The sequence below is a fragment of the Pseudomonas trivialis genome (assembly GCF_001439805.1).
Taxonomy (GTDB): Bacteria; Pseudomonadota; Gammaproteobacteria; order Pseudomonadales; family Pseudomonadaceae; genus Aquipseudomonas; species Aquipseudomonas trivialis.
This window is the reverse complement of sequence record NZ_JYLK01000018.1, coordinates 34,994-51,833: the sequence shown is the minus strand read 5'-3', so window position 1 is coordinate 51,833 and position 16,840 is coordinate 34,994. Positions and strand designations below refer to the sequence as shown.

Annotated in this window: 17 protein-coding genes; 10 read left to right on the top strand and 7 right to left on the bottom strand. The window is 62.8% G+C overall.

Annotated elements, in window-relative coordinates; translation table 11 throughout:
• The first annotated feature begins 98 nt into the window (after positions 1-98).
• Positions 99-1,376: a 4-aminobutyrate--2-oxoglutarate transaminase gene (gabT, locus tag TU79_RS21525; protein ID WP_057009891.1), complete on the top strand. Its 1,278-nt coding sequence runs from the start codon at positions 99-101 to the stop codon at positions 1,374-1,376.
• A 132-nt stretch (positions 1,377-1,508) separates the two neighbouring features.
• Here gabT and TU79_RS21520 read toward each other — a convergent pair whose 3' ends face one another.
• Together TU79_RS21520 and desA are read right to left on the bottom strand one after the other, a co-directional pair.
• The gene (locus TU79_RS21520) at positions 1,509-2,510 is read right to left on the bottom strand and encodes a GGDEF domain-containing protein (protein ID WP_057009890.1); all 1,002 of its coding nucleotides are present in this window, start codon (positions 2,508-2,510) and stop codon (positions 1,509-1,511) included.
• Positions 2,511-2,698: 188 nt separating this feature from the next.
• Positions 2,699-3,883: a delta-9 fatty acid desaturase DesA gene (gene desA / locus TU79_RS21515; RefSeq protein WP_057009889.1), complete on the bottom strand. Its 1,185-nt coding sequence runs from the start codon at positions 3,881-3,883 to the stop codon at positions 2,699-2,701.
• A gap of 166 nt (positions 3,884-4,049) precedes the next feature.
• On the opposite strand from desA, the gene dibA reads away from it, so the two are divergent.
• The 6 genes from dibA (at position 4,050) to TU79_RS21485 (ending at position 10,335) form a co-directional block, all read left to right on the top strand.
• The gene (gene dibA, locus TU79_RS21510) at positions 4,050-5,963 is read left to right on the top strand and encodes a phosphodiesterase DibA (protein WP_057009888.1); all 1,914 of its coding nucleotides are present in this window, start codon (positions 4,050-4,052) and stop codon (positions 5,961-5,963) included.
• Between the two features lie 247 nt (positions 5,964-6,210).
• Complete coding sequence (gene oscA / locus TU79_RS21505) at positions 6,211-6,393, top strand: sulfur starvation response protein OscA (protein WP_003170956.1); 183 nt, start codon at positions 6,211-6,213, stop codon at positions 6,391-6,393.
• 70 nt (positions 6,394-6,463) lie between these two features.
• Positions 6,464-7,474, top strand: a complete 1,011-nt coding sequence (locus TU79_RS21500; protein ID WP_057009887.1) for a sulfate ABC transporter substrate-binding protein — start codon at positions 6,464-6,466, stop codon at positions 7,472-7,474.
• 172 nt (positions 7,475-7,646) lie between these two features.
• Positions 7,647-8,465, top strand: a complete 819-nt coding sequence (gene cysT, locus TU79_RS21495; RefSeq protein WP_057009886.1) for a sulfate ABC transporter permease subunit CysT — start codon at positions 7,647-7,649, stop codon at positions 8,463-8,465.
• 13 nt (positions 8,466-8,478) lie between these two features.
• On the top strand, positions 8,479-9,351 hold the full coding sequence (gene cysW / locus TU79_RS21490; RefSeq protein WP_057009885.1) for a sulfate ABC transporter permease subunit CysW: 873 nt from the start codon (positions 8,479-8,481) through the stop codon (positions 9,349-9,351).
• A 3-nt stretch (positions 9,352-9,354) separates the two neighbouring features.
• A complete protein-coding gene (locus TU79_RS21485) occupies positions 9,355-10,335 on the top strand; it encodes a sulfate/molybdate ABC transporter ATP-binding protein (protein ID WP_057009884.1) in 981 nt (326 codons plus the stop codon).
• 63 nt (positions 10,336-10,398) lie between these two features.
• On the opposite strand, the gene TU79_RS21480 is transcribed toward TU79_RS21485, so the two are convergent.
• The 3 genes from TU79_RS21480 to TU79_RS21470 are packed head-to-tail and all read right to left on the bottom strand — an operon-like array spanning position 10,399 to position 11,871.
• A complete protein-coding gene (locus TU79_RS21480) occupies positions 10,399-10,926 on the bottom strand; it encodes an Mpo1 family 2-hydroxy fatty acid dioxygenase (RefSeq protein WP_057009883.1) in 528 nt (175 codons plus the stop codon).
• Between the two features lie 33 nt (positions 10,927-10,959).
• Positions 10,960-11,370 carry a hydroxyisourate hydrolase gene (uraH, locus tag TU79_RS21475; RefSeq protein ID WP_057009882.1) on the bottom strand — a complete coding sequence of 137 codons (411 nt, stop codon included), beginning with the start codon at positions 11,368-11,370 and terminating at the stop codon, positions 10,960-10,962.
• Between the two features lie 27 nt (positions 11,371-11,397).
• Positions 11,398-11,871, bottom strand: coding sequence for a GlcG/HbpS family heme-binding protein (locus TU79_RS21470; RefSeq protein ID WP_057009881.1), 474 nt, complete (start codon positions 11,869-11,871; stop codon positions 11,398-11,400).
• A gap of 100 nt (positions 11,872-11,971) precedes the next feature.
• On the opposite strand from TU79_RS21470, the gene TU79_RS21465 reads away from it, so the two are divergent.
• Positions 11,972-12,337 carry a response regulator transcription factor gene (locus tag TU79_RS21465; RefSeq protein ID WP_057009880.1) on the top strand — a complete coding sequence of 122 codons (366 nt, stop codon included), beginning with the start codon at positions 11,972-11,974 and terminating at the stop codon, positions 12,335-12,337.
• Between the two features lie 161 nt (positions 12,338-12,498).
• On the opposite strand, the gene TU79_RS21460 is transcribed toward TU79_RS21465, so the two are convergent.
• Positions 12,499-13,503 carry an AraC family transcriptional regulator gene (locus TU79_RS21460; protein WP_057009879.1) on the bottom strand — a complete coding sequence of 335 codons (1,005 nt, stop codon included), beginning with the start codon at positions 13,501-13,503 and terminating at the stop codon, positions 12,499-12,501.
• A gap of 101 nt (positions 13,504-13,604) precedes the next feature.
• Between TU79_RS21460 and TU79_RS21455 the strand changes: the two genes are divergently transcribed.
• Positions 13,605-14,648, top strand: a complete 1,044-nt coding sequence (locus tag TU79_RS21455) for a fatty acid desaturase (RefSeq protein ID WP_057009878.1) — start codon at positions 13,605-13,607, stop codon at positions 14,646-14,648.
• 205 nt (positions 14,649-14,853) lie between these two features.
• Here the strand turns inward: TU79_RS21455 and TU79_RS21450 are convergent, their stop codons facing one another.
• Positions 14,854-16,041 (bottom strand): CynX/NimT family MFS transporter, encoded by a 1,188-nt coding sequence (locus TU79_RS21450; RefSeq protein WP_057009877.1) that lies wholly within the window; start codon positions 16,039-16,041, stop codon positions 14,854-14,856.
• 183 nt (positions 16,042-16,224) lie between these two features.
• On the opposite strand from TU79_RS21450, the gene TU79_RS21445 reads away from it, so the two are divergent.
• A complete protein-coding gene (locus TU79_RS21445) occupies positions 16,225-16,806 on the top strand; it encodes an alpha/beta hydrolase (RefSeq protein WP_057009876.1) in 582 nt (193 codons plus the stop codon).
• The last annotated feature ends 34 nt before the right edge of the window (positions 16,807-16,840 follow it).

Sequence of the window (16,840 nt, the reverse complement as noted above, 5' to 3'; positions counted from 1 at the left end):
AACGCTGTGGCAGTCGATCATCGCATGCTGCTGCAGTGGCTTCCCCGCCACGTATTTCCTTGCACAGCGCCACCCGATGAGTGGCGAATGAGGACTTTATGAGCAAGACCAACGCTTCCCTGATGAAACGCCGCGAAGCCGCAGTTCCGCGCGGTGTTGGCCAGATTCACCCGATCTTCGCCGAGTCCGCGAAGAATGCCACCGTGACCGACGTTGAAGGTCGTGAGTTCATCGACTTCGCCGGCGGTATCGCCGTGCTGAACACCGGCCACGTGCACCCGAAAATCATCGCGGCCGTGACCGAGCAACTGAACAAGCTGACGCACACCTGCTTCCAGGTATTGGCGTACGAGCCGTACGTGGAGCTGTGCGAAAAAATCAACGCCAAGGTGCCGGGGGATTTCGCCAAGAAAACCCTGCTGGTCACCACCGGTTCCGAAGCCGTTGAGAACGCCGTGAAGATCGCCCGCGCCGCCACCGGCCGTGCCGGCGTGATCGCCTTCACCGGCGCTTACCACGGCCGCACCATGATGACCCTGGGCCTCACCGGCAAAGTCGTGCCGTACTCGGCCGGCATGGGCCTGATGCCCGGCGGCGTGTTCCGCGCGCTGTTCCCGAACGAACTGCACGGCGTGAGCGACGACGACGCCATCGCCAGCATCGAGCGCATCTTCAAGAACGATGCCGAGCCGCGTGATATCGCTGCCATCATCATCGAGCCGGTGCAGGGCGAGGGCGGTTTCTACGTCGCGCCCAAGTCCTTCATGAAGCGCCTGCGCGAACTGTGCGACAAGCACGGCATCCTGCTGATCGCCGACGAAGTGCAAACCGGCGCTGGCCGTACCGGCACCTTCTTCGCCATGGAGCAGATGGGCGTTGCCGCCGACCTGACCACCTTCGCCAAGTCCATCGCCGGCGGTTTCCCGCTGGCCGGTGTGTGCGGCAAGGCTGAATACATGGACGCCATCGCCCCGGGCGGTTTGGGCGGCACCTACGCCGGCAGCCCGATTGCCTGCGCGGCTGCGCTGGCGGTGATGGAGGTGTTCGAGGAAGAGCACCTGCTGGACCGTTGCAAAGCGGTGGGCGAGCGTTTGGTGACCGGCCTCAAGGCGATCCAGGCCAAGTACCCGGTGATCGGTGAAGTGCGCGCCCTGGGCGCGATGATCGCGCTGGAACTGTTCGAGGACGGCGACAGCCACAAGCCCAACGCTGCGGCGGTCGCCGCCGTGGTGGCCAAGGCGCGGGACAAGGGCTTGATCCTGCTGTCCTGCGGCACCTACGGCAATGTGTTGCGCGTGCTGGTCCCGCTGACCTCGCCGGACGAGCAGTTGGACAAGGGCCTGGCGATCATCGAAGAGTGTTTCTCCGAGCTCTAAACATCTGATGACACAGATGAACCCTTGTGGGAGGGGGCTTGCTCCCGATAGCGGTATCTCAGCCAACAACTATAGGGCTGATACACCGCTATCGGGAGCAAGCCCCCTCCCACATTTATTGGTTGCCTGGCATCAGTCGGCGATCACGCGGTTTTTGCCCAGGCGCTTGGCCTCGTACATGGCGGCGTCGGCGCGGGCGAACAGGCTGTCGAGGGTCGAGTCGCTGTCGCGCAGGCTCGCCAGGCCCTGGCTGACCGTCACGTTGAAGGCGCGGCCGTCATAACTGAAGCTCAACGCCTGGATCTCCTTGCCCAGGCGCTCCGCCACCTGCAGTGCCATTTCCGGTGCGCAACCGGGCAGCACGGCGGCGAACTCTTCGCCACCAATGCGCCCGAACAGGTCGCCACGGCGCAACACCCCCCGTCCACTTTCGGCAATACGCCGCAGCACCTGATCGCCCTCCAGGTGGCCGTACGTGTCGTTGATGTCCTTGAAATCATCGATGTCCAGCAACAGGAACGCCAGCGGCGCGCCCTGGGCAGAGGCGACGTCGAAGGCCTGGTTGGCGCATTCGAAAAAGTGCCGGCGGTTGCTGCTCTGGGTCAGTACGTCGGTAGTGGCCAGGCGGTGCAACTCCAGCTCCAACTGCTTCTTTTCGGTGATGTCCTCGGCGATGCCCACCACCACGAGCGGCTTGTCGGGCACGGCCTGCTGGTTGATGTAGCACTTGTCGCAGAGCCAGCGAATTTGCCCGTCGGCGGTGATGATGCGGTATTCACGGTCTTCCACGGCGCCGGTGGTCAGCACGCGGGTCAGGCTCTGTTCGGCGTAGTCGAGGTCTTCGGGGTGAATGCTGTTGCGCCATTCGCGGTGGTCGGCGAGCAGCAGGCTGGCCGCTCGTCCAAAAACCCGCTCGTAGGCCGGGCTCACATACAGCACGCGACGTGTTTCCCAGTCGACAGCCCACAGCACCGCATTCACGCTCACCAGCAGCGAACTCAGCAACTGCTCGCGCTCACTCAGACGCTCGACTTCCCCCTGGGCGTGCATCAGTGCAAGCAGGGTGGCCGCCGCCGCCGGGCGGGGCGGTTCAGCGGCTGGAAGGTCAGGCGAAAGGGGCTTTTCTTGAACCATCGGCACAACTCTCTCTGGGCGCGCCGCAAGGTGGAACAGCGGTCACAACAAGGGGCCACCATGATGGCGAAGTGTTCTTTGAGAGAGGGTAAATGCGTCGAAGTTCCGTGAACGGCATGGATTACCGGCGCCCGGAAAATGACGTCAGAAACAGGATAAGTGGGAGGGCTGACCCTCCCACGGCACCGTCAGACCGTCGCTGGACGCAGCGAGTAGGTCTTCAATTGGTGGGCAAAATCGCGCAGCGACTGGATACCGCTGGCTTCGGCCTCGTGCACCCATTCCTTGATCGCCGCCAGCATGTCGTGGCCGTTCGAGCTGGTCTTGAGCCAGATCTGCTGGAGCGCCAGACGCTTCTCGTAGATCACTTTCAAGGCCTGGCTGTGTTCCAGCAGGCTCTGGATGCGCAGGTGATGGCGATCGTCCAGCAGGCTGGTTTCACGGGACAGCAGGCGTTTGGCGCGGTGGAATTGGTGGCGCACCGAGTAGTCGACCCTGGCCAGCTCCTGCTTGACCAGCGGACCGATCACCAGCTTGCGGTACTGGGCCATGATCTGGAAGCGGTTGTTGAGGATCGCCATGGCGGTGTCCATGTCCAGATGGCCCTTGCCTTCGACGCGGTGGGCAATCGGCGCAACCCGCTGCACCTTGGCCAGGCGCAGGAAGCTGAACACCTTGATCCAGGCCCAGCCCATGTCGAATTCCCACTTTTTCACCGACAGCTTGGCGGAGTTGGGGTAGGTGTGATGGTTGTTATGCAGCTCTTCGCCGCCAACGATGATGCCCCACGGCACCAGGTTGGTGGCCGCGTCGCGGCATTCGAAGTTGCGATAGCCCACGGCATGCCCAAGGCCGTTGATGACGCCGGCGGCCCAGAACGGAATCCACATCATCTGGATCGCCCAGATGGTGATGCCGATGGTGCCGAACAGCAGCAGGTCGATCACGCCCATGATCGCCACGCCCAGCAGCGGGTAGGGCGTGTAGAGCTTGCGTTCGATCCAGTCGTCCGGGCAGTTTTTGCCGTAGATGCGCAGGGTTTCCGGGTTTTCCGCTTCGGCGCGGTACAGCTCGGCGCCCTTGCGCATTACGGTGGACAGGCCCTTGATCACCGGGCTGTGCGGGTCATCGACGGTTTCGCACTTGGCGTGGTGCTTGCGGTGGATGGCGGTCCACTCGCGGGTGTTCTGCGCCGTGGTCAGCCACAGCCAGAGACGGAAGAAGTGTTTCAGGCCGGCATTGAGCTCCAGGGAGCGATGGGCTGAATAGCGATGCAGATAAACCGTGACCCCGACAATGGTCACGTGGGTCATCAACAGGGTGACTGCCACCAGTTGCCAGGCTGACAGATCAAGAAAACCGTTGTACCACATAGGCTGTATGGCCCTCAGATAAAGAAAAGAACAGCTCACGCATTATCACTAAGCCTACACAGAAAACCAGACACCCTTTCAGATAGGAGTGACTGGATGTTTCTTATTCTATAATCCGTAACCTTTGCAGGGCGATGCTGTTTTTTGGGTAAGGATTACTGGGCATATGCTGTTTTCGTACCGAGGTGCCCTGCTGACGGGGCTGGTATACCTGTTGGTTTCCATCGCGTGGCTGTTGCTCAGCCCCCTTTTATTGATCAACTTTCTCGATGAACCACGGGCGTTAACGGACGGTTTTCAGGTGAGCGGCTATCTATGGGTGGCGCTGAGCGCGCTGCTGATCTGCCTGATCTGCGCCCGCGCTGCCCGTGCCACCCGTCTGCTGCGCCCCTTGAAGGAAAATCGCGAGCGCCTGCGCCAGGCTGCGGCTGTGTTCGATTGCACCCGCGAAGGCGTGTTGGTCACCGATAGCGCGGGCCAGATCGTGCATGTCAATCGCGCCTTTATCACCATCACCGGCTACCGCCGCGAGGAGGTGCTGGGCCGGCAGCCGAGTCTGTTCAAGTCCGGGCGCCATTCGTCGAATTTTTACCGGCAGATGTTCCAGACCCTCGACCAGGAGGGCGAATGGAGCGGCGAAATCTGGAACCGGCGCAAAAGCGGCGAAATTTATCCACAGTGGCAAACCATCCGGGTCATCCATGACGACGATGGCCGCCTCAGCCATTACGTCGCGGTGTTTTCTGATATCAGTGCCATCAAGGACTCCGAGCACGAACTGGCGCACCTGGCCCATCACGACCCGCTGACCGACCTGCCCAACCGCCTGCTGTTCAGCGACCGCGCCGAACAGGCCCTGGCGTCGGCGCAGGTGCACAAACGTGGCTGTGCGTTGCTGCTGCTGGACCTGGACCACTTCAAGATCATCAATGACAGCCTTGGCCACAACGTCGGTGACCAGTTGCTCAAGCGCGTGGGCGAGCGGCTGGCGGCCCTGTTCAGCCCCGGCGTGACCCTGGCGCGCCTGGGCGGGGATGAGTTCGCCGTGCTGGCGGAAAACTGTCCACAGGTGACCCAGGCGGCAGCCCTGGCGCAGCGCATGATCGAGGCGATGAAGGCACCGTTCGTGTTCGATGGCAACCAGCTGTTTATCAGCGCCAGCATTGGCATCAGCCTGTTCCCCGGCGATGCCCTGAGCGCCGAACAACTGCTGCGCAACGCCGATTCGGCGCTGTTCAAGGCCAAGAGCGCGGGCCGCGAAGGCTTCGCGCTGTACACCGAAGAGCTCACCGCCCACGCGCAAAGCCGGGTGGAAATCGCCGGCGAGTTGCGGCGCGCTCTCGACCGCGACGAACTGCGCGTCTACTACCAGCCGGTGCACAACCTGCAGGACGGCCGCCTGATCGGCGTCGAAGCGCTGGTGCGCTGGCAGCACCCGGAGCGCGGCCTGGTACCGCCCGGCGAATTCATCCCCATCGCCGAGCGCACCGGGCTGATTGCCGATATCGACGGGTGGGTGATGCTCCAGGCCTGTCGGCAAATGTGCCAATGGCTGGCCGAGGGCAAGCCGCTGGGGTTCATGGCGGTCAACGTCTCCAGCCGGCTGTTCGCCCGGCGCGAGCTGTACGAACACGTGGCGCGGGTGCTGCACGACACCGGCCTGGACCCGGCTTTTCTGGAGTTGGAGGTCACCGAAAGCGCAGTGATGGACGACCCGGACATGGCCCTTGAACAGCTGCACCGCCTGCGCGAGTTGGGCCTGCGCCTGGCCATCGATGACTTCGGCACCGGCTATTCTTCGCTGCTGCGCCTCAAGCGCCTGCCGGTGCACAAACTCAAGATCGACCAGGGTTTCGTTGCCGGGTTGCCGGAGGATGAAGATGACGTTGCCATCGTACGCGTGGTGATCGCCCTGGCCAAAAGCATGGGCATGCAGGTGCACGCCGAAGGCATCGAGCGAGTGGAGCAGGCGCGGTTCCTGCTGGACCAGGAATGCGACATGGGGCAGGGCTACTGGTTTGGCAAGCCCAAGCCTGCCAAAGACATTGAATGGTCAAACCCCCTCGCGATTCGAACTTGAAACCCGGTCGACTGTGGGAGGGGGCTTGCTCCCGATTGCGGTTTACCAGTTGGCACATTGATCAACTGATCCGCCGCTATCGGGAGCAAGCCCCCTCCCACAATGGCATCTTCATCCGGCTTAACATTTTAGTTATATAAACATTCTTAAATAGTATTTTTAAGAATATCTGCGCTTATCTACTATCGCTCCCACGCCGCAAGCAGTTCCGCCACTGCCAGGCACTATTCATTTCAGGAGCGAGACCATGAGCGCATCTCTTCGTAGCGTCGACGGCCAGGACGAAGCAGCCATTTTGCGTGAGATCCAGAGCGCGCTGCGCGACCTGCGGTTTGGCGCGGTGGAAATCACTGTGCACAACGCACAGGTGGTCCAGATCGAACGTAAAGAGAAATTCCGTTTGCAGAACCCGGGTAACAAACCGAGCTAGGCAGCAACGGCGATTCGCAACACCCGCAATCATAAGAAAAAAGCCAACACCCAGAATTCCAGGAGCTTTTATGTCGTCGATTCGCCGTTATGCGCTGGCCGCGCTGGCCAGTGCCGTGTTCGCCGGTTCCGCCGTTGCCAAGGACTACGAGTTGCTCAACGTCTCGTACGACCCTACCCGTGAGCTGTATCAGGACTACAACGCGGAGTTCACCCATTTCTGGAAGCAGTCCCACCCCGGCGACACCGTCAAGATCCAGCAATCCCACGGCGGTTCGGGCAAGCAGGGCCGCGCGGTGATCGACGGCCTGCGCGCCGACGTGGTGACCCTGGCCCTGGCCGGTGACATCGACGAAATCGCAAAATTGGGCAAAACCCTGCCGGAAAACTGGCAGACCCGCCTGCCGGACGCGAGCACGCCTTACACCTCCACCATCGTGTTCCTGGTGCGCAAGGGCAACCCCAAGGGCATCAAGGACTGGGGCGACCTGATCCAGAAAGACGTGTCGGTCATCACGCCCAACCCGAAAACCTCCGGCGGTGCGCGCTGGAACCTCCTCGCCGCCTGGGCCTATGGCCTCAAGGCCGGTGGCAGCGAAGCCAAGGCCCAGGAATACGTGAAGGAGCTGTTCAAGCACGTGCCGATCCTCGACACCGGCGCGCGCGGTTCGACCATTACCTTCGTCAACAACGGTCAGGGTGACGTGTTGCTGGCCTGGGAAAACGAAGCGTTCCTGGCGCTGAAAGAAGACGGCGGCGCCGACAAGTTCGACATCGTCGTGCCGTCCCTGTCGATCCTCGCCGAACCACCGGTGGCCGTGGTCGACAAGAACGCCGAGAAAAAGGGCAACACCGAGATCGCCACTGAATACCTCAAGCACCTGTACAGCCCGGCTGGCCAGGAGATTGCGGCGAAGAACTTCTACCGCCCACGCGATGAAACAGTAGCCGCCAAATACGCCCGGCAGTTCCCCAAACTGGACCTTGTGACTATCGACAAAGACTTCGGCGGCTGGAAAACGGCCCAACCGAAATTCTTCAACGACGGTGGCGTGTTCGACCAGATCTACACGGCGCAATAACCCAGGGTGAGCGCTCTCCTGTGTGAGCTGGCTTGCCTGCGATAGCATCACCTGGGTGTGACTGACACACCGAGGTGCCTGCATCGCGGGCAAGCCCGGCTCCCACAGGAAAACCCGCTCCACAAAGCGCGCTTCTACAGTAGTGGTTTCTTCCCTTTAACCAAGGACTCTCATGTCGCGTCGTATCTCCCCCGTCATACCCGGCTTCGGGCTGACGCTGGGCTACACCGTGGTGTACCTCAGCCTGATTGTGCTCATCCCGCTGGCGGCGATGTTCGTCCACGCCGCTCAACTCACCTGGGATCAGTTCTGGGCCATCATCTCTGCTCCGCGCGTGCTGGCGGCGTTGAAACTGAGCTTCAGCACCGCGCTCTACGCCGCGCTGATCAACGGTGTGATCGGCACGCTGCTGGCCTGGGTGCTGGTGCGCTACACCTTTCCCGGTCGCAAGATCATCGATGCGATGATCGACCTGCCGTTCGCCCTGCCCACGGCGGTGGCCGGTATTGCGCTGACTGCGCTGTACGCGCCTAACGGCCTGGTCGGCCAGTTTGCCGCCGACCTGGGCTTCAAGATCGCCTACAGCCCCCTGGGCATCACCCTGGCGCTGACCTTCGTCACCTTGCCTTTTGTGGTGCGCACGGTGCAGCCGGTACTCGCCGACATCCCTCGGGAAATCGAAGAAGCCGCCGCCTGCCTCGGCGCCAAGCCGCTGCAAGTGTTCCGCTACATCCTCGTGCCCGCGCTGCTGCCGGCCTGGCTCACCGGCTTTGCCCTGGCGTTTGCCCGTGGCGTGGGTGAGTACGGTTCGGTGATCTTCATCGCCGGCAACATGCCGATGAAGACCGAAATCCTGCCGCTGCTGATCATGGTCAAGCTCGACCAGTACGACTACCGCGGGGCCACCTCCATCGGTGTGCTGATGCTGGTGGTTTCCTTTGTGTTGCTGCTGCTGATCAACTTGCTGCAGCGGCGCATCGAACGTCCATAAGGAGGCGCGGAACATGTCCCAATCGTCTATTTCCGCCGCGTCCTCGGCCAATGCGGCCCGGCGTGGCAGCGCGGTGTCGCGGCGTATCCTGATCGGCCTTGGCTGGCTGGTGTTTGCGCTGTTTTTGCTGCTGCCGCTGTTTATCGTGGTGTCCCAGGGCCTGAAGAATGGCCTCGGCGCGTTTTTCACCGCGATCCTGGAACCCGACGCGTTGTCGGCGCTGAAACTCACGGTGATCGCCGTGGTGATTTCGGTGCCGCTCAACGTGGTGTTCGGCGTCAGCGCGGCCTGGTGCGTGAGCAAGTACTCGTTCCGTGGCAAGAGCATCCTGGTCACGCTGATCGACTTGCCGTTCTCGGTATCGCCGGTGATCGCGGGCCTGGTCTATGTGCTGATGTTCGGCGCCCAGGGCTTTTTCGGCCCGTGGTTGCAGGAGCACGACATCCAGATCGTGTTCGCCTTGCCCGGCATCGTGCTGGCGACCATTTTTGTCACCGTGCCGTTCGTGGCCCGTGAGTTGATCCCGCTGATGCAGGAGCAGGGCACCCAGGAAGAGGAGGCCGCGCGCCTGCTCGGTGCCAATGGCTGGCAGATGTTCTGGCACGTGACCGTGCCGAACATCAAATGGGGCCTGATCTACGGCGTGGTGCTGTGTACGGCGCGGGCCATGGGTGAATTCGGCGCGGTGTCGGTGGTGTCCGGGCACATCCGCGGCGTCACCAACACCCTGCCGCTGCACGTCGAGATTCTCTACAACGAATACAACCACGTTGCCGCGTTTGCGGTGGCCAGCCTGTTGCTGATCCTGGCGCTCTTCATCCTGCTGCTCAAGCAGTGGAGCGAGAACCGTATCAACCGCCTGCGCAACAGCGCCGGTGAGGAATAAGTCATGTCGATCGAAGTCCGTAATGTCAGCAAGAACTTCAACGCCTTCAAGGCCCTGAACAGCATCAATCTGGACATCCAGAGTGGCGAGCTGGTGGCGTTGCTGGGCCCGTCCGGCTGCGGCAAGACCACCTTGCTGCGCATCATTGCCGGGCTGGAAACCCCGGATGACGGCAGCATCGTGTTCCACGGCGAAGACGTCTCCGGCCACGATGTGCGCGATCGCAACGTCGGCTTTGTGTTCCAGCACTACGCGCTGTTCCGCCACATGACCGTGTTCGACAACGTCGCCTTCGGCCTGCGCATGAAGCCGAAAAAACAGCGCCCGAGCGAAACTCAGATCGCGGCCAAGGTGCACGAGCTGCTGAACATGGTGCAGCTCGATTGGCTGTCGGATCGCTACCCGGAACAACTCTCCGGTGGCCAGCGCCAGCGCATCGCCCTGGCGCGCGCCCTGGCGGTCGAGCCCAAGGTGCTGCTGCTGGATGAGCCGTTCGGCGCCCTCGACGCCAAGGTGCGTAAAGAGCTGCGCCGCTGGCTGGCGCGCCTGCACGAAGACATCAACCTGACCTCGGTGTTCGTGACCCACGACCAGGAAGAGGCCATGGAAGTCGCCGACCGCATCGTGGTGATGAACAAAGGCGTGATCGAGCAGATCGGCTCACCGGGTGAAGTCTACGAAAAGCCGGCCAGTGATTTCGTCTATCACTTCCTCGGTGACTCCAACCGCCTGCACCTGGGCGAAGACCAGCATGTGCTGTTCCGCCCGCACGAGGTGTCGCTGTCGCGCCATGAGCTGGAGGATCACCACGCGGCCGAGGTGCGCGATATTCGCCCGCTGGGCGCGACCACGCGGGTGACGTTGAAGGTCGAAGGCCAAAGCGAGCTGATCGAAGCCGAAGTGGTGAAGGACCACGACAGCCTCACCGGCCTTGCCCGTGGCGAGACGTTATTCTTCAAACCCAAGGTCTGGCAAAAAGCCTGACAACATCACCCTACCCACTGTGAAAATCGGGCCAATGTGGGAGGGGCTTGCCCCCTCCCACATTCAGACTTCACTCGGTTTTAGATCACGGCGTGCCATTGGCCCGGAGCGCGCTTCGATCTGCTGTTTCAGCTCGCGTCGCAACCCCAGCAAAAACGCCGCCTCCACCACCACGAACAACGGCCCCACAATCAGCCCCGACACATCATCCACAAACGCCGGCTTGCGGCCTTCCCAGTAATGCCCGACAAACTGAATCACCCAGCCCACCACGAACAGACCGATGCCGCTGCTCAGCCACACCAGGGTGCTCTGCGCGGCCAGCGCGTGCCCGGCCCACACCGACAAGCCCATCAGCACCGTCATCAGCACGCCCAGGGCCAGTTCCAGGCGCAGGTAAAACCACGCCGAAAACAGCGTCACGATCACTGCCGGTGAAATCCACAGGCCGCCGACTGTCCATTCGGGGCGCGACAGCAGCACGGCCACCGCCACCACGATCAACGGTATGCCGATGAAGTGGCTGGCGATATTGCGTGGGTCCCGGTGGTAGGCGGCGTATTGGCTGAGGTGGTCGACGAGGCTTTTCATTGTTGTTCCTCCTGTTGGAGGCATGAGCATAACCTACGAACCGCGATAGGTAGAGAAGCCGTAAGGGCTGAGCAACAGCGGGATGTGGTAATGCTGGTCGGCCTGCTTGACCTGGAAAATCACCGGGACTTCCGGGAAAAACGTCTCGCGGTTGGCCTTTTTGTAATAGTCGCCGGTCTTGAACACCACGCGGTATTCACCCGGCGTCATCCTGCGGTTGGCGGGGAACAGTTCGGCGATGCGCCCTTGCGGGTTGGTGACGCCTGTGGACAGCGATTGCCATTGATCGCCCACGTGCTGCTCCAGGGTAACGTTCACGCCGGCACTCGGCAGGCCGTTTTCCAGGTTGAGCACGTGCACGCTCAGCGGGTTGCCGTCGGCCTGGGCCAGCGTGCACAGGCCGCTGAGGCTGAGGGCGGCGAGGGTCATGGTGAGGGTTTTCATCGAGAAGTCCTTTTGAGGGAGGTGGAATCAGAGGGAAGTGTTGAGGCCCAGTTGCTCGGCGGCCTGCAGTGCGCAGGACTCGTCCTGTGCCGCGCCGCCGGCACCGGCGATGCCCAGCGCGCCGACCAGTTCCGCGTCGGCAAACAGCGGCACGCCGCCGCCGAGCAACAGCAACTCGGGCAAGCTGTTAAGGTTGGCGGCTTCGGGGTTGCTGCGCGCCCGTTCGGCAAACAGCCGGGTCGGGGTTTTGGTCGACAGCGCAGTAAACGCCTTGCGCTGGCTGGCGAGGCTGTTGTGCGGCCCGACACCGTCCGCCCGCAGGCTCAGCAGCAGGTTGCCGCCACGGTCGAGTACGGTCAGCGCGGCGCTGCAATGGGCGAGGCTCGCGTCGGCCAGTTGGCGCGCGGTGTGTAAATCCAGCGTGGCGTGGCGGGGCAGTTGCGGCGCCGCCAGGGCTGCGGTGCAGACGGCGAGGCTGAGGAACAAGGCAGTGCGATGCATGGTGATGGCTCCAGAAAGCAGGCCGTCACGGTAGCCAGTGAACGTGGTCGGAAACCGCACAATTTGATGACAGGTTTGTAATCAAACCCAGAGGTAACGCATGCAAGTGTTGTTAGTGGAAGACCAGCCCGAGCTGGCGCAGCGCATGGCTCAGGGCTTGAGCGAAGCAGGCTTTGGCGTGGAGGTCGCGGCCAATGGCATGGCGGCGCAGCGGTTTGTGGAAAGCACCGTGTACGACCTGGTGATTCTGGATGTGATGCTGCCCGGGCTGAACGCCTGGACGCTGCAGCAGGCCATTCGGCAGCGCGGCGACACGCCGGTGCTGTTCCTGACCACACCGGGCGGGATCGAAGATCGCCTGCGCGGGTTGGAATTGCATGAGGATGACTACCTGCTCAAGCCGTTCGAGGCCAGGACGTTGGTGGCGCGGGTGAGGAAGCTGTTGCGGCGTGATCGCGGGCGGTGAATGCCTGGACCATCGCCATCGGGAGCAAGCCCCCTCCCACAGTTTGATCTGTGAACACATTCAAGTGGGGAGCAAGTTTTCCCTGTTTAACGTTGTGAATACAGTCAAATGTGGGAGGGGGCTTGCGCCCGATGAGGCCCCCAAAAACACCCCACATCCCGCTACCGCAATCCCTCCCTGAACTGCCCCGGCGTCATCCCCGTCCAGCGCTTGAACGCCCGGCTGAAACTGCTGGTATCGGCAAACCCCAGCAGATGACTGATCTCAGCCAATGAGCACTGCGGATCGCGCAAATGCTGCAGCGCCAGATTCTCCCGGCACTCATTGAGCAGCGCATCAAAGCGACACCCCTCATCCGCCAGATGCCGCTGCAGGCTGCGCAGGCTCAAGTGCAGCGCCTGGGCAATGCGCTCGGCGCCCGGCTCGCCGTCGGGCAGTTGCGCCTCGATGGCGGCGCGTACCTTGCGCTCCCAGGTCAGCGGTTGCAGGTGCGCGAGGGTGCGCTCGAGCACGGTTTCGTTGTGTTCGGCAAGCTCCGGGTTGGCGTCGTCCAGGTGGCTGTCGAAATCGTCGGCGGCGAACTCCAGGCGGTCCTCTTCAGCGCCAAAAAACACCGGCGCGCGGAACACCCTGTGCCACGGGCCGGCATCGGCCGGTTCGGCGCGGCGCAGGTACACGGCCAATGGCGCATAGTCGCGGCCCAGGCGGTTGCGGCAGGTGCGCACATGGATCGCCGCAAACGCATCGATGGCTTCCGGCGCCGGTGCCGGGCTGCCTTCGGGTTGCAGCAGGCGAAAGCTGTAGTGATCACCGTGATGGGTCAGCTCCGGGCTCAGCGCATCGCTGACCACCTGGTGATAACGCACGATGCGCTCGAACACCTCCCGCAGACTGCCGCTGGCCACCAGTGCGTAACCCAGCGCGTGAAACGTGGTGGGGCTCACAAACCGCGACACCCGCAAACCAATCGCCGGGTCACCGCTGGCCTGCACCGCCAGCGCCCACAGGCGCGTGGTGGCCGACAGCGGGTAACGCGCATTGGGGTCGTCCATCCGTTGCGGGTCGAGCCCGGCCTGCGCGCACAGCGCGGCGCTGTCGAGGCCCAGGGCATCGAGCTGCTTGCGCAGGGCGCGGGTCCAACTGGCGAGGGACGTGGGTTCGGTCATGGACATTGGCGCTTGCGGTCAACAGGTTGGCGTGTGGGGCTAGCGTCCTGCCTGATCGCATGGGGCAGGATGTACGCATCACAGCTCAAGAGAATGGAAGCATGGACGGTAGTTCTGCAAGCCCCCGGCAGATGAATGCGCAACAGCGTGCGGCGCATATCCGTGAAGTGGTACTGGCCGAAGGCGTGCGCCTGCGCCGGCGGCACCCCTGGCTGTCGCATCAGGATGCGCTGGGCGCGGGCATCCTGGCCTTCGCCCTGCTGGGCATGCTCGGTTCGGCGGCGCTGTATATCACCGGGCATATGGCCTGGTGGGCGTGCCTGCTGCTCAATGCGTTTCTCGCCTCACTGACCCACGAGCTGGAACACGACCTGATCCACAGCATGTACTTTCGCAAGCAGCGCCTGCCCCACAACCTGATGATGGGCCTGGTGTGGCTGGCGCGCCCGAGCACCATCAACCCGTGGATACGCCGGCACCTGCACCTCAACCATCACAAGTTCTCCGGCACCGAGGCCGATATGGAAGAGCGCGCCATCACCAACGGCGAGCCCTGGGGAGTGGCACGCCTGCTGATGGTGGGCGATAACCTGATGTCGGCGTTGATCCGCCTGCTGCGCGCCAACACCTGGGGCCACGCGTTCAAGATCCTCAAGCGCGTCGTGATGGTCTACGCACCGCTGGCGTTGCTGCATTGGGGCGCGTGGTATGTCTTCCTCGGCTTCCATGCCGCCAATGGCATCGCCAGCCTGTTGGGCGCGCCGATCGACTGGTCGGCCGGCACCTTGCAGATGATGCAGGTGATCGACATCGCCGCCGTGGTGATCATCGGGCCCAACGTGCTGCGCACGTTCTGCCTGCACTTTGTCAGTTCCAACATGCACTACTACGGTGATGTGGAACTGGGCAATGTGATCCAGCAGACCCAAGTGCTCAACCCCTGGTGGCTATGGCCGATGCAGGCGTTCTGCTTCAACTTCGGCAGCACCCACGGGATTCACCATTTTGTGGTGAAGGAGCCGTTTTACATCCGCCAGATGACCGCCAAAGTGGCGCACAAGGTAATGGCCGAGATGGGTGTGCGCTTCAATGATTTCGGGACGTTTGCGCGGGCCAATCGGCTGGAGCCGCCTGCGCACGCTTGAAGGTCTTATTGCCGAAATGCATGTGTGGCGAGCGGGCTTGCCCCGCGTTGGGGTGCGAAGCGCCCCCACTCCAGCAAAACGCGGTGTACCTGATACGGCTCAGCGCCTGGTTTTGGGGCTGCTGCGCCGCCCAACGCAGGACAAGCCTGCTCGCCACAGGGAATCTGCGCTTAAATGAACGGCATTAGCGCTCGCCACTGGAAGATCAGTTGGACGTTAAAGGTCCATCCGCACAGCTCGCCGGGCTGAACAGCCGCGTGACCAGCAGCATTGCCAGCACCGTCACGGTCAGCACGATCCAGGCGCTGACAAACTGACCGGTAAGTTCGCGCAGCCAGCCGGTCAGCCACGGCGAAATGGCATTGATCAAAAAGCCCACACCCTGCACGAACGCGGCCAGTTGCCCGGCCTGGCGCGGGTCGCGGTGGTGGTCGAGGGTCAGCAGCAGGCTCAGGGCAAAACAGGCGCCCAGGCCGAAGCCGCACAGCGCTACCCACACGTGCGGCAACGCCTGCGGCGCGAGGATCAATCCCAGATAACCGATGGCCTGTGCCGACAGGCTGATGCCGAGCAGCGGGCGACGGTCGCTGCCTCGTTGCGCGAGCACCGGCATCAGCAGCGCGGCGAGTACCTGGAAGATCGTCATGAACGCCAGCAGCGAGCCACTGGGCAGCACGCCCCAGCCCAGTTGCTGATAGTACGCGGGCAGCCAGGCCACCAGGCTCATGTAGCCGCAATTGACCAAGCCGAAATACAGCGCCAGCAGCCAGGCGCGACGATTGCGCAGCCCTTTGAAAACCGGTGCCACTTGCGCATTTCTCGCCGCGCCCAGGGGCAGCCATGCCCACAACAGCAACGCCCCCAGCGCCGGCAATAGCCATACGCCGAGGCCCGCCTGCCACTGCTGGAAGTGCGTGGCCACCACCGGGCTGAGCAACGCCGCCAGGCCGCCGCCGGCCATCAGCGAGGCCGAGTACACGCCCATCGCCACCGGCACGCGCTGGTGAAATTCACGCTTGATCATCGCCGGCACCAGCGTCTGGATCAGCGCCACCCCCGCGCCGCCCAGCAGCGCCGTCACCAGCAGTGCCGACGCCTGGCCCAGTACCCAGCGCGCCAGGCACGCCAGCAGAATCATTATCAGGCCCAGGGCGATGCCACGGCGCTCACCCAAACGCGCCTCCACACGCACGCCCACCAGCGCCACCAGGCCCATGCACACCACCGGCAAACTGGTGAGCAGGGCGCTGCTCTGAAAACTCAGCCCCGTCGCCTGGCGAATCTCGCCGAGCAATGGGCTGATGGAGCTGAGGATCGGCCGCAGATTAAGACCCAGCACCACCAGCAGGCCCCAGCCGGCCAGTCGGCTCGCGAGTGAAGAATTAAGCGTCATGCAGATCTGTCCCTGAACATCAAAAAACACCCAGTATGAAGAGCCCAGCCCCAACTTGCAGCGTGTCGCTAAAATCTTGATTCTGCTTTTCAGTTATTAATAAATAGCTTCTTATTCCTTAACGGATATAAACCCCGTCCCTATACTGTCCAGCAACGCTAAACGCTGCAGGAGGGCACACCTATGCACAGCGAGTCGATTCGTTACCTGATCGTGCCGGGCTGGCAAGGATCGCCAGAGGACCATTGGCAAAGTCACTGGCAGAACAGCCTGCCCAACAGTGCGCGTGTGGAGCAGGCCGACTGGCTCACTCCACGTCGCGAAGACTGGGTGGCCGCACTCGCCGAGTCCATCGCGGCCGACAGCACCCCGGTGATTCTCATCGCTCACAGCCTGGGCTGCATTACCGTCGCCCACTGGGCGGCCACCGCGCCCGTGCACTTTTTGCGGCAGGTGCGCGGTGCCTTGCTGGTGGCACCGGCCGATGTCGAACGCCCGGCTTGTGCGCCGGCCCTGCGCAACTTCGCGCCGATTCCGACCGACTTGCTGCCGTTTCCCAGCCAGGTGGTCAGTTCCGACAACGACAGTGCCGTCAGCGCCCCGCGTGCGCTGGAGCTGGCCCGCAACTGGGGGGCCGAAGCGGGCATTTTGTCCGGTGCCGGGCATATCAATGTGAAGTCTGGTCACCGGCGCTGGGAGCAGGGCTTCGCCTACCTCTATCGCCTGCAAAGTCGCCTCGAACACCACGCCCGGCGCAGTGCATAATTTTTTCAACGTCCCGTCCCGAACGGATGGGACG

What these genes read in the sequence shown, in the direction of transcription:
- gabT (WP_057009891.1), top strand. Translation starts at nt 99, where the DNA reads ATGAGCAAGACCAACGCTTCCCTGATGAAACGCCGCGAAGCCGCAGTT.
- TU79_RS21520 (WP_057009890.1), bottom strand. Translation starts at nt 2,510, where the DNA reads ATGGTTCAAGAAAAGCCCCTTTCGCCTGACCTTCCAGCCGCTGAACCG.
- desA (WP_057009889.1), bottom strand. Translation starts at nt 3,883, where the DNA reads ATGTGGTACAACGGTTTTCTTGATCTGTCAGCCTGGCAACTGGTGGCA.
- dibA (WP_057009888.1), top strand. Translation starts at nt 4,050, where the DNA reads ATGCTGTTTTCGTACCGAGGTGCCCTGCTGACGGGGCTGGTATACCTG.
- oscA (WP_003170956.1), top strand. Translation starts at nt 6,211, where the DNA reads ATGAGCGCATCTCTTCGTAGCGTCGACGGCCAGGACGAAGCAGCCATT.
- TU79_RS21500 (WP_057009887.1), top strand. Translation starts at nt 6,464, where the DNA reads ATGTCGTCGATTCGCCGTTATGCGCTGGCCGCGCTGGCCAGTGCCGTG.
- cysT (WP_057009886.1), top strand. Translation starts at nt 7,647, where the DNA reads ATGTCGCGTCGTATCTCCCCCGTCATACCCGGCTTCGGGCTGACGCTG.
- cysW (WP_057009885.1), top strand. Translation starts at nt 8,479, where the DNA reads ATGTCCCAATCGTCTATTTCCGCCGCGTCCTCGGCCAATGCGGCCCGG.
- TU79_RS21485 (WP_057009884.1), top strand. Translation starts at nt 9,355, where the DNA reads ATGTCGATCGAAGTCCGTAATGTCAGCAAGAACTTCAACGCCTTCAAG.
- TU79_RS21480 (WP_057009883.1), bottom strand. Translation starts at nt 10,926, where the DNA reads ATGAAAAGCCTCGTCGACCACCTCAGCCAATACGCCGCCTACCACCGG.
- uraH (WP_057009882.1), bottom strand. Translation starts at nt 11,370, where the DNA reads ATGAAAACCCTCACCATGACCCTCGCCGCCCTCAGCCTCAGCGGCCTG.
- TU79_RS21470 (WP_057009881.1), bottom strand. Translation starts at nt 11,871, where the DNA reads ATGCATCGCACTGCCTTGTTCCTCAGCCTCGCCGTCTGCACCGCAGCC.
- TU79_RS21465 (WP_057009880.1), top strand. Translation starts at nt 11,972, where the DNA reads ATGCAAGTGTTGTTAGTGGAAGACCAGCCCGAGCTGGCGCAGCGCATG.
- TU79_RS21460 (WP_057009879.1), bottom strand. Translation starts at nt 13,503, where the DNA reads ATGACCGAACCCACGTCCCTCGCCAGTTGGACCCGCGCCCTGCGCAAG.
- TU79_RS21455 (WP_057009878.1), top strand. Translation starts at nt 13,605, where the DNA reads ATGGACGGTAGTTCTGCAAGCCCCCGGCAGATGAATGCGCAACAGCGT.
- TU79_RS21450 (WP_057009877.1), bottom strand. Translation starts at nt 16,041, where the DNA reads ATGACGCTTAATTCTTCACTCGCGAGCCGACTGGCCGGCTGGGGCCTG.
- TU79_RS21445 (WP_057009876.1), top strand. Translation starts at nt 16,225, where the DNA reads ATGCACAGCGAGTCGATTCGTTACCTGATCGTGCCGGGCTGGCAAGGA.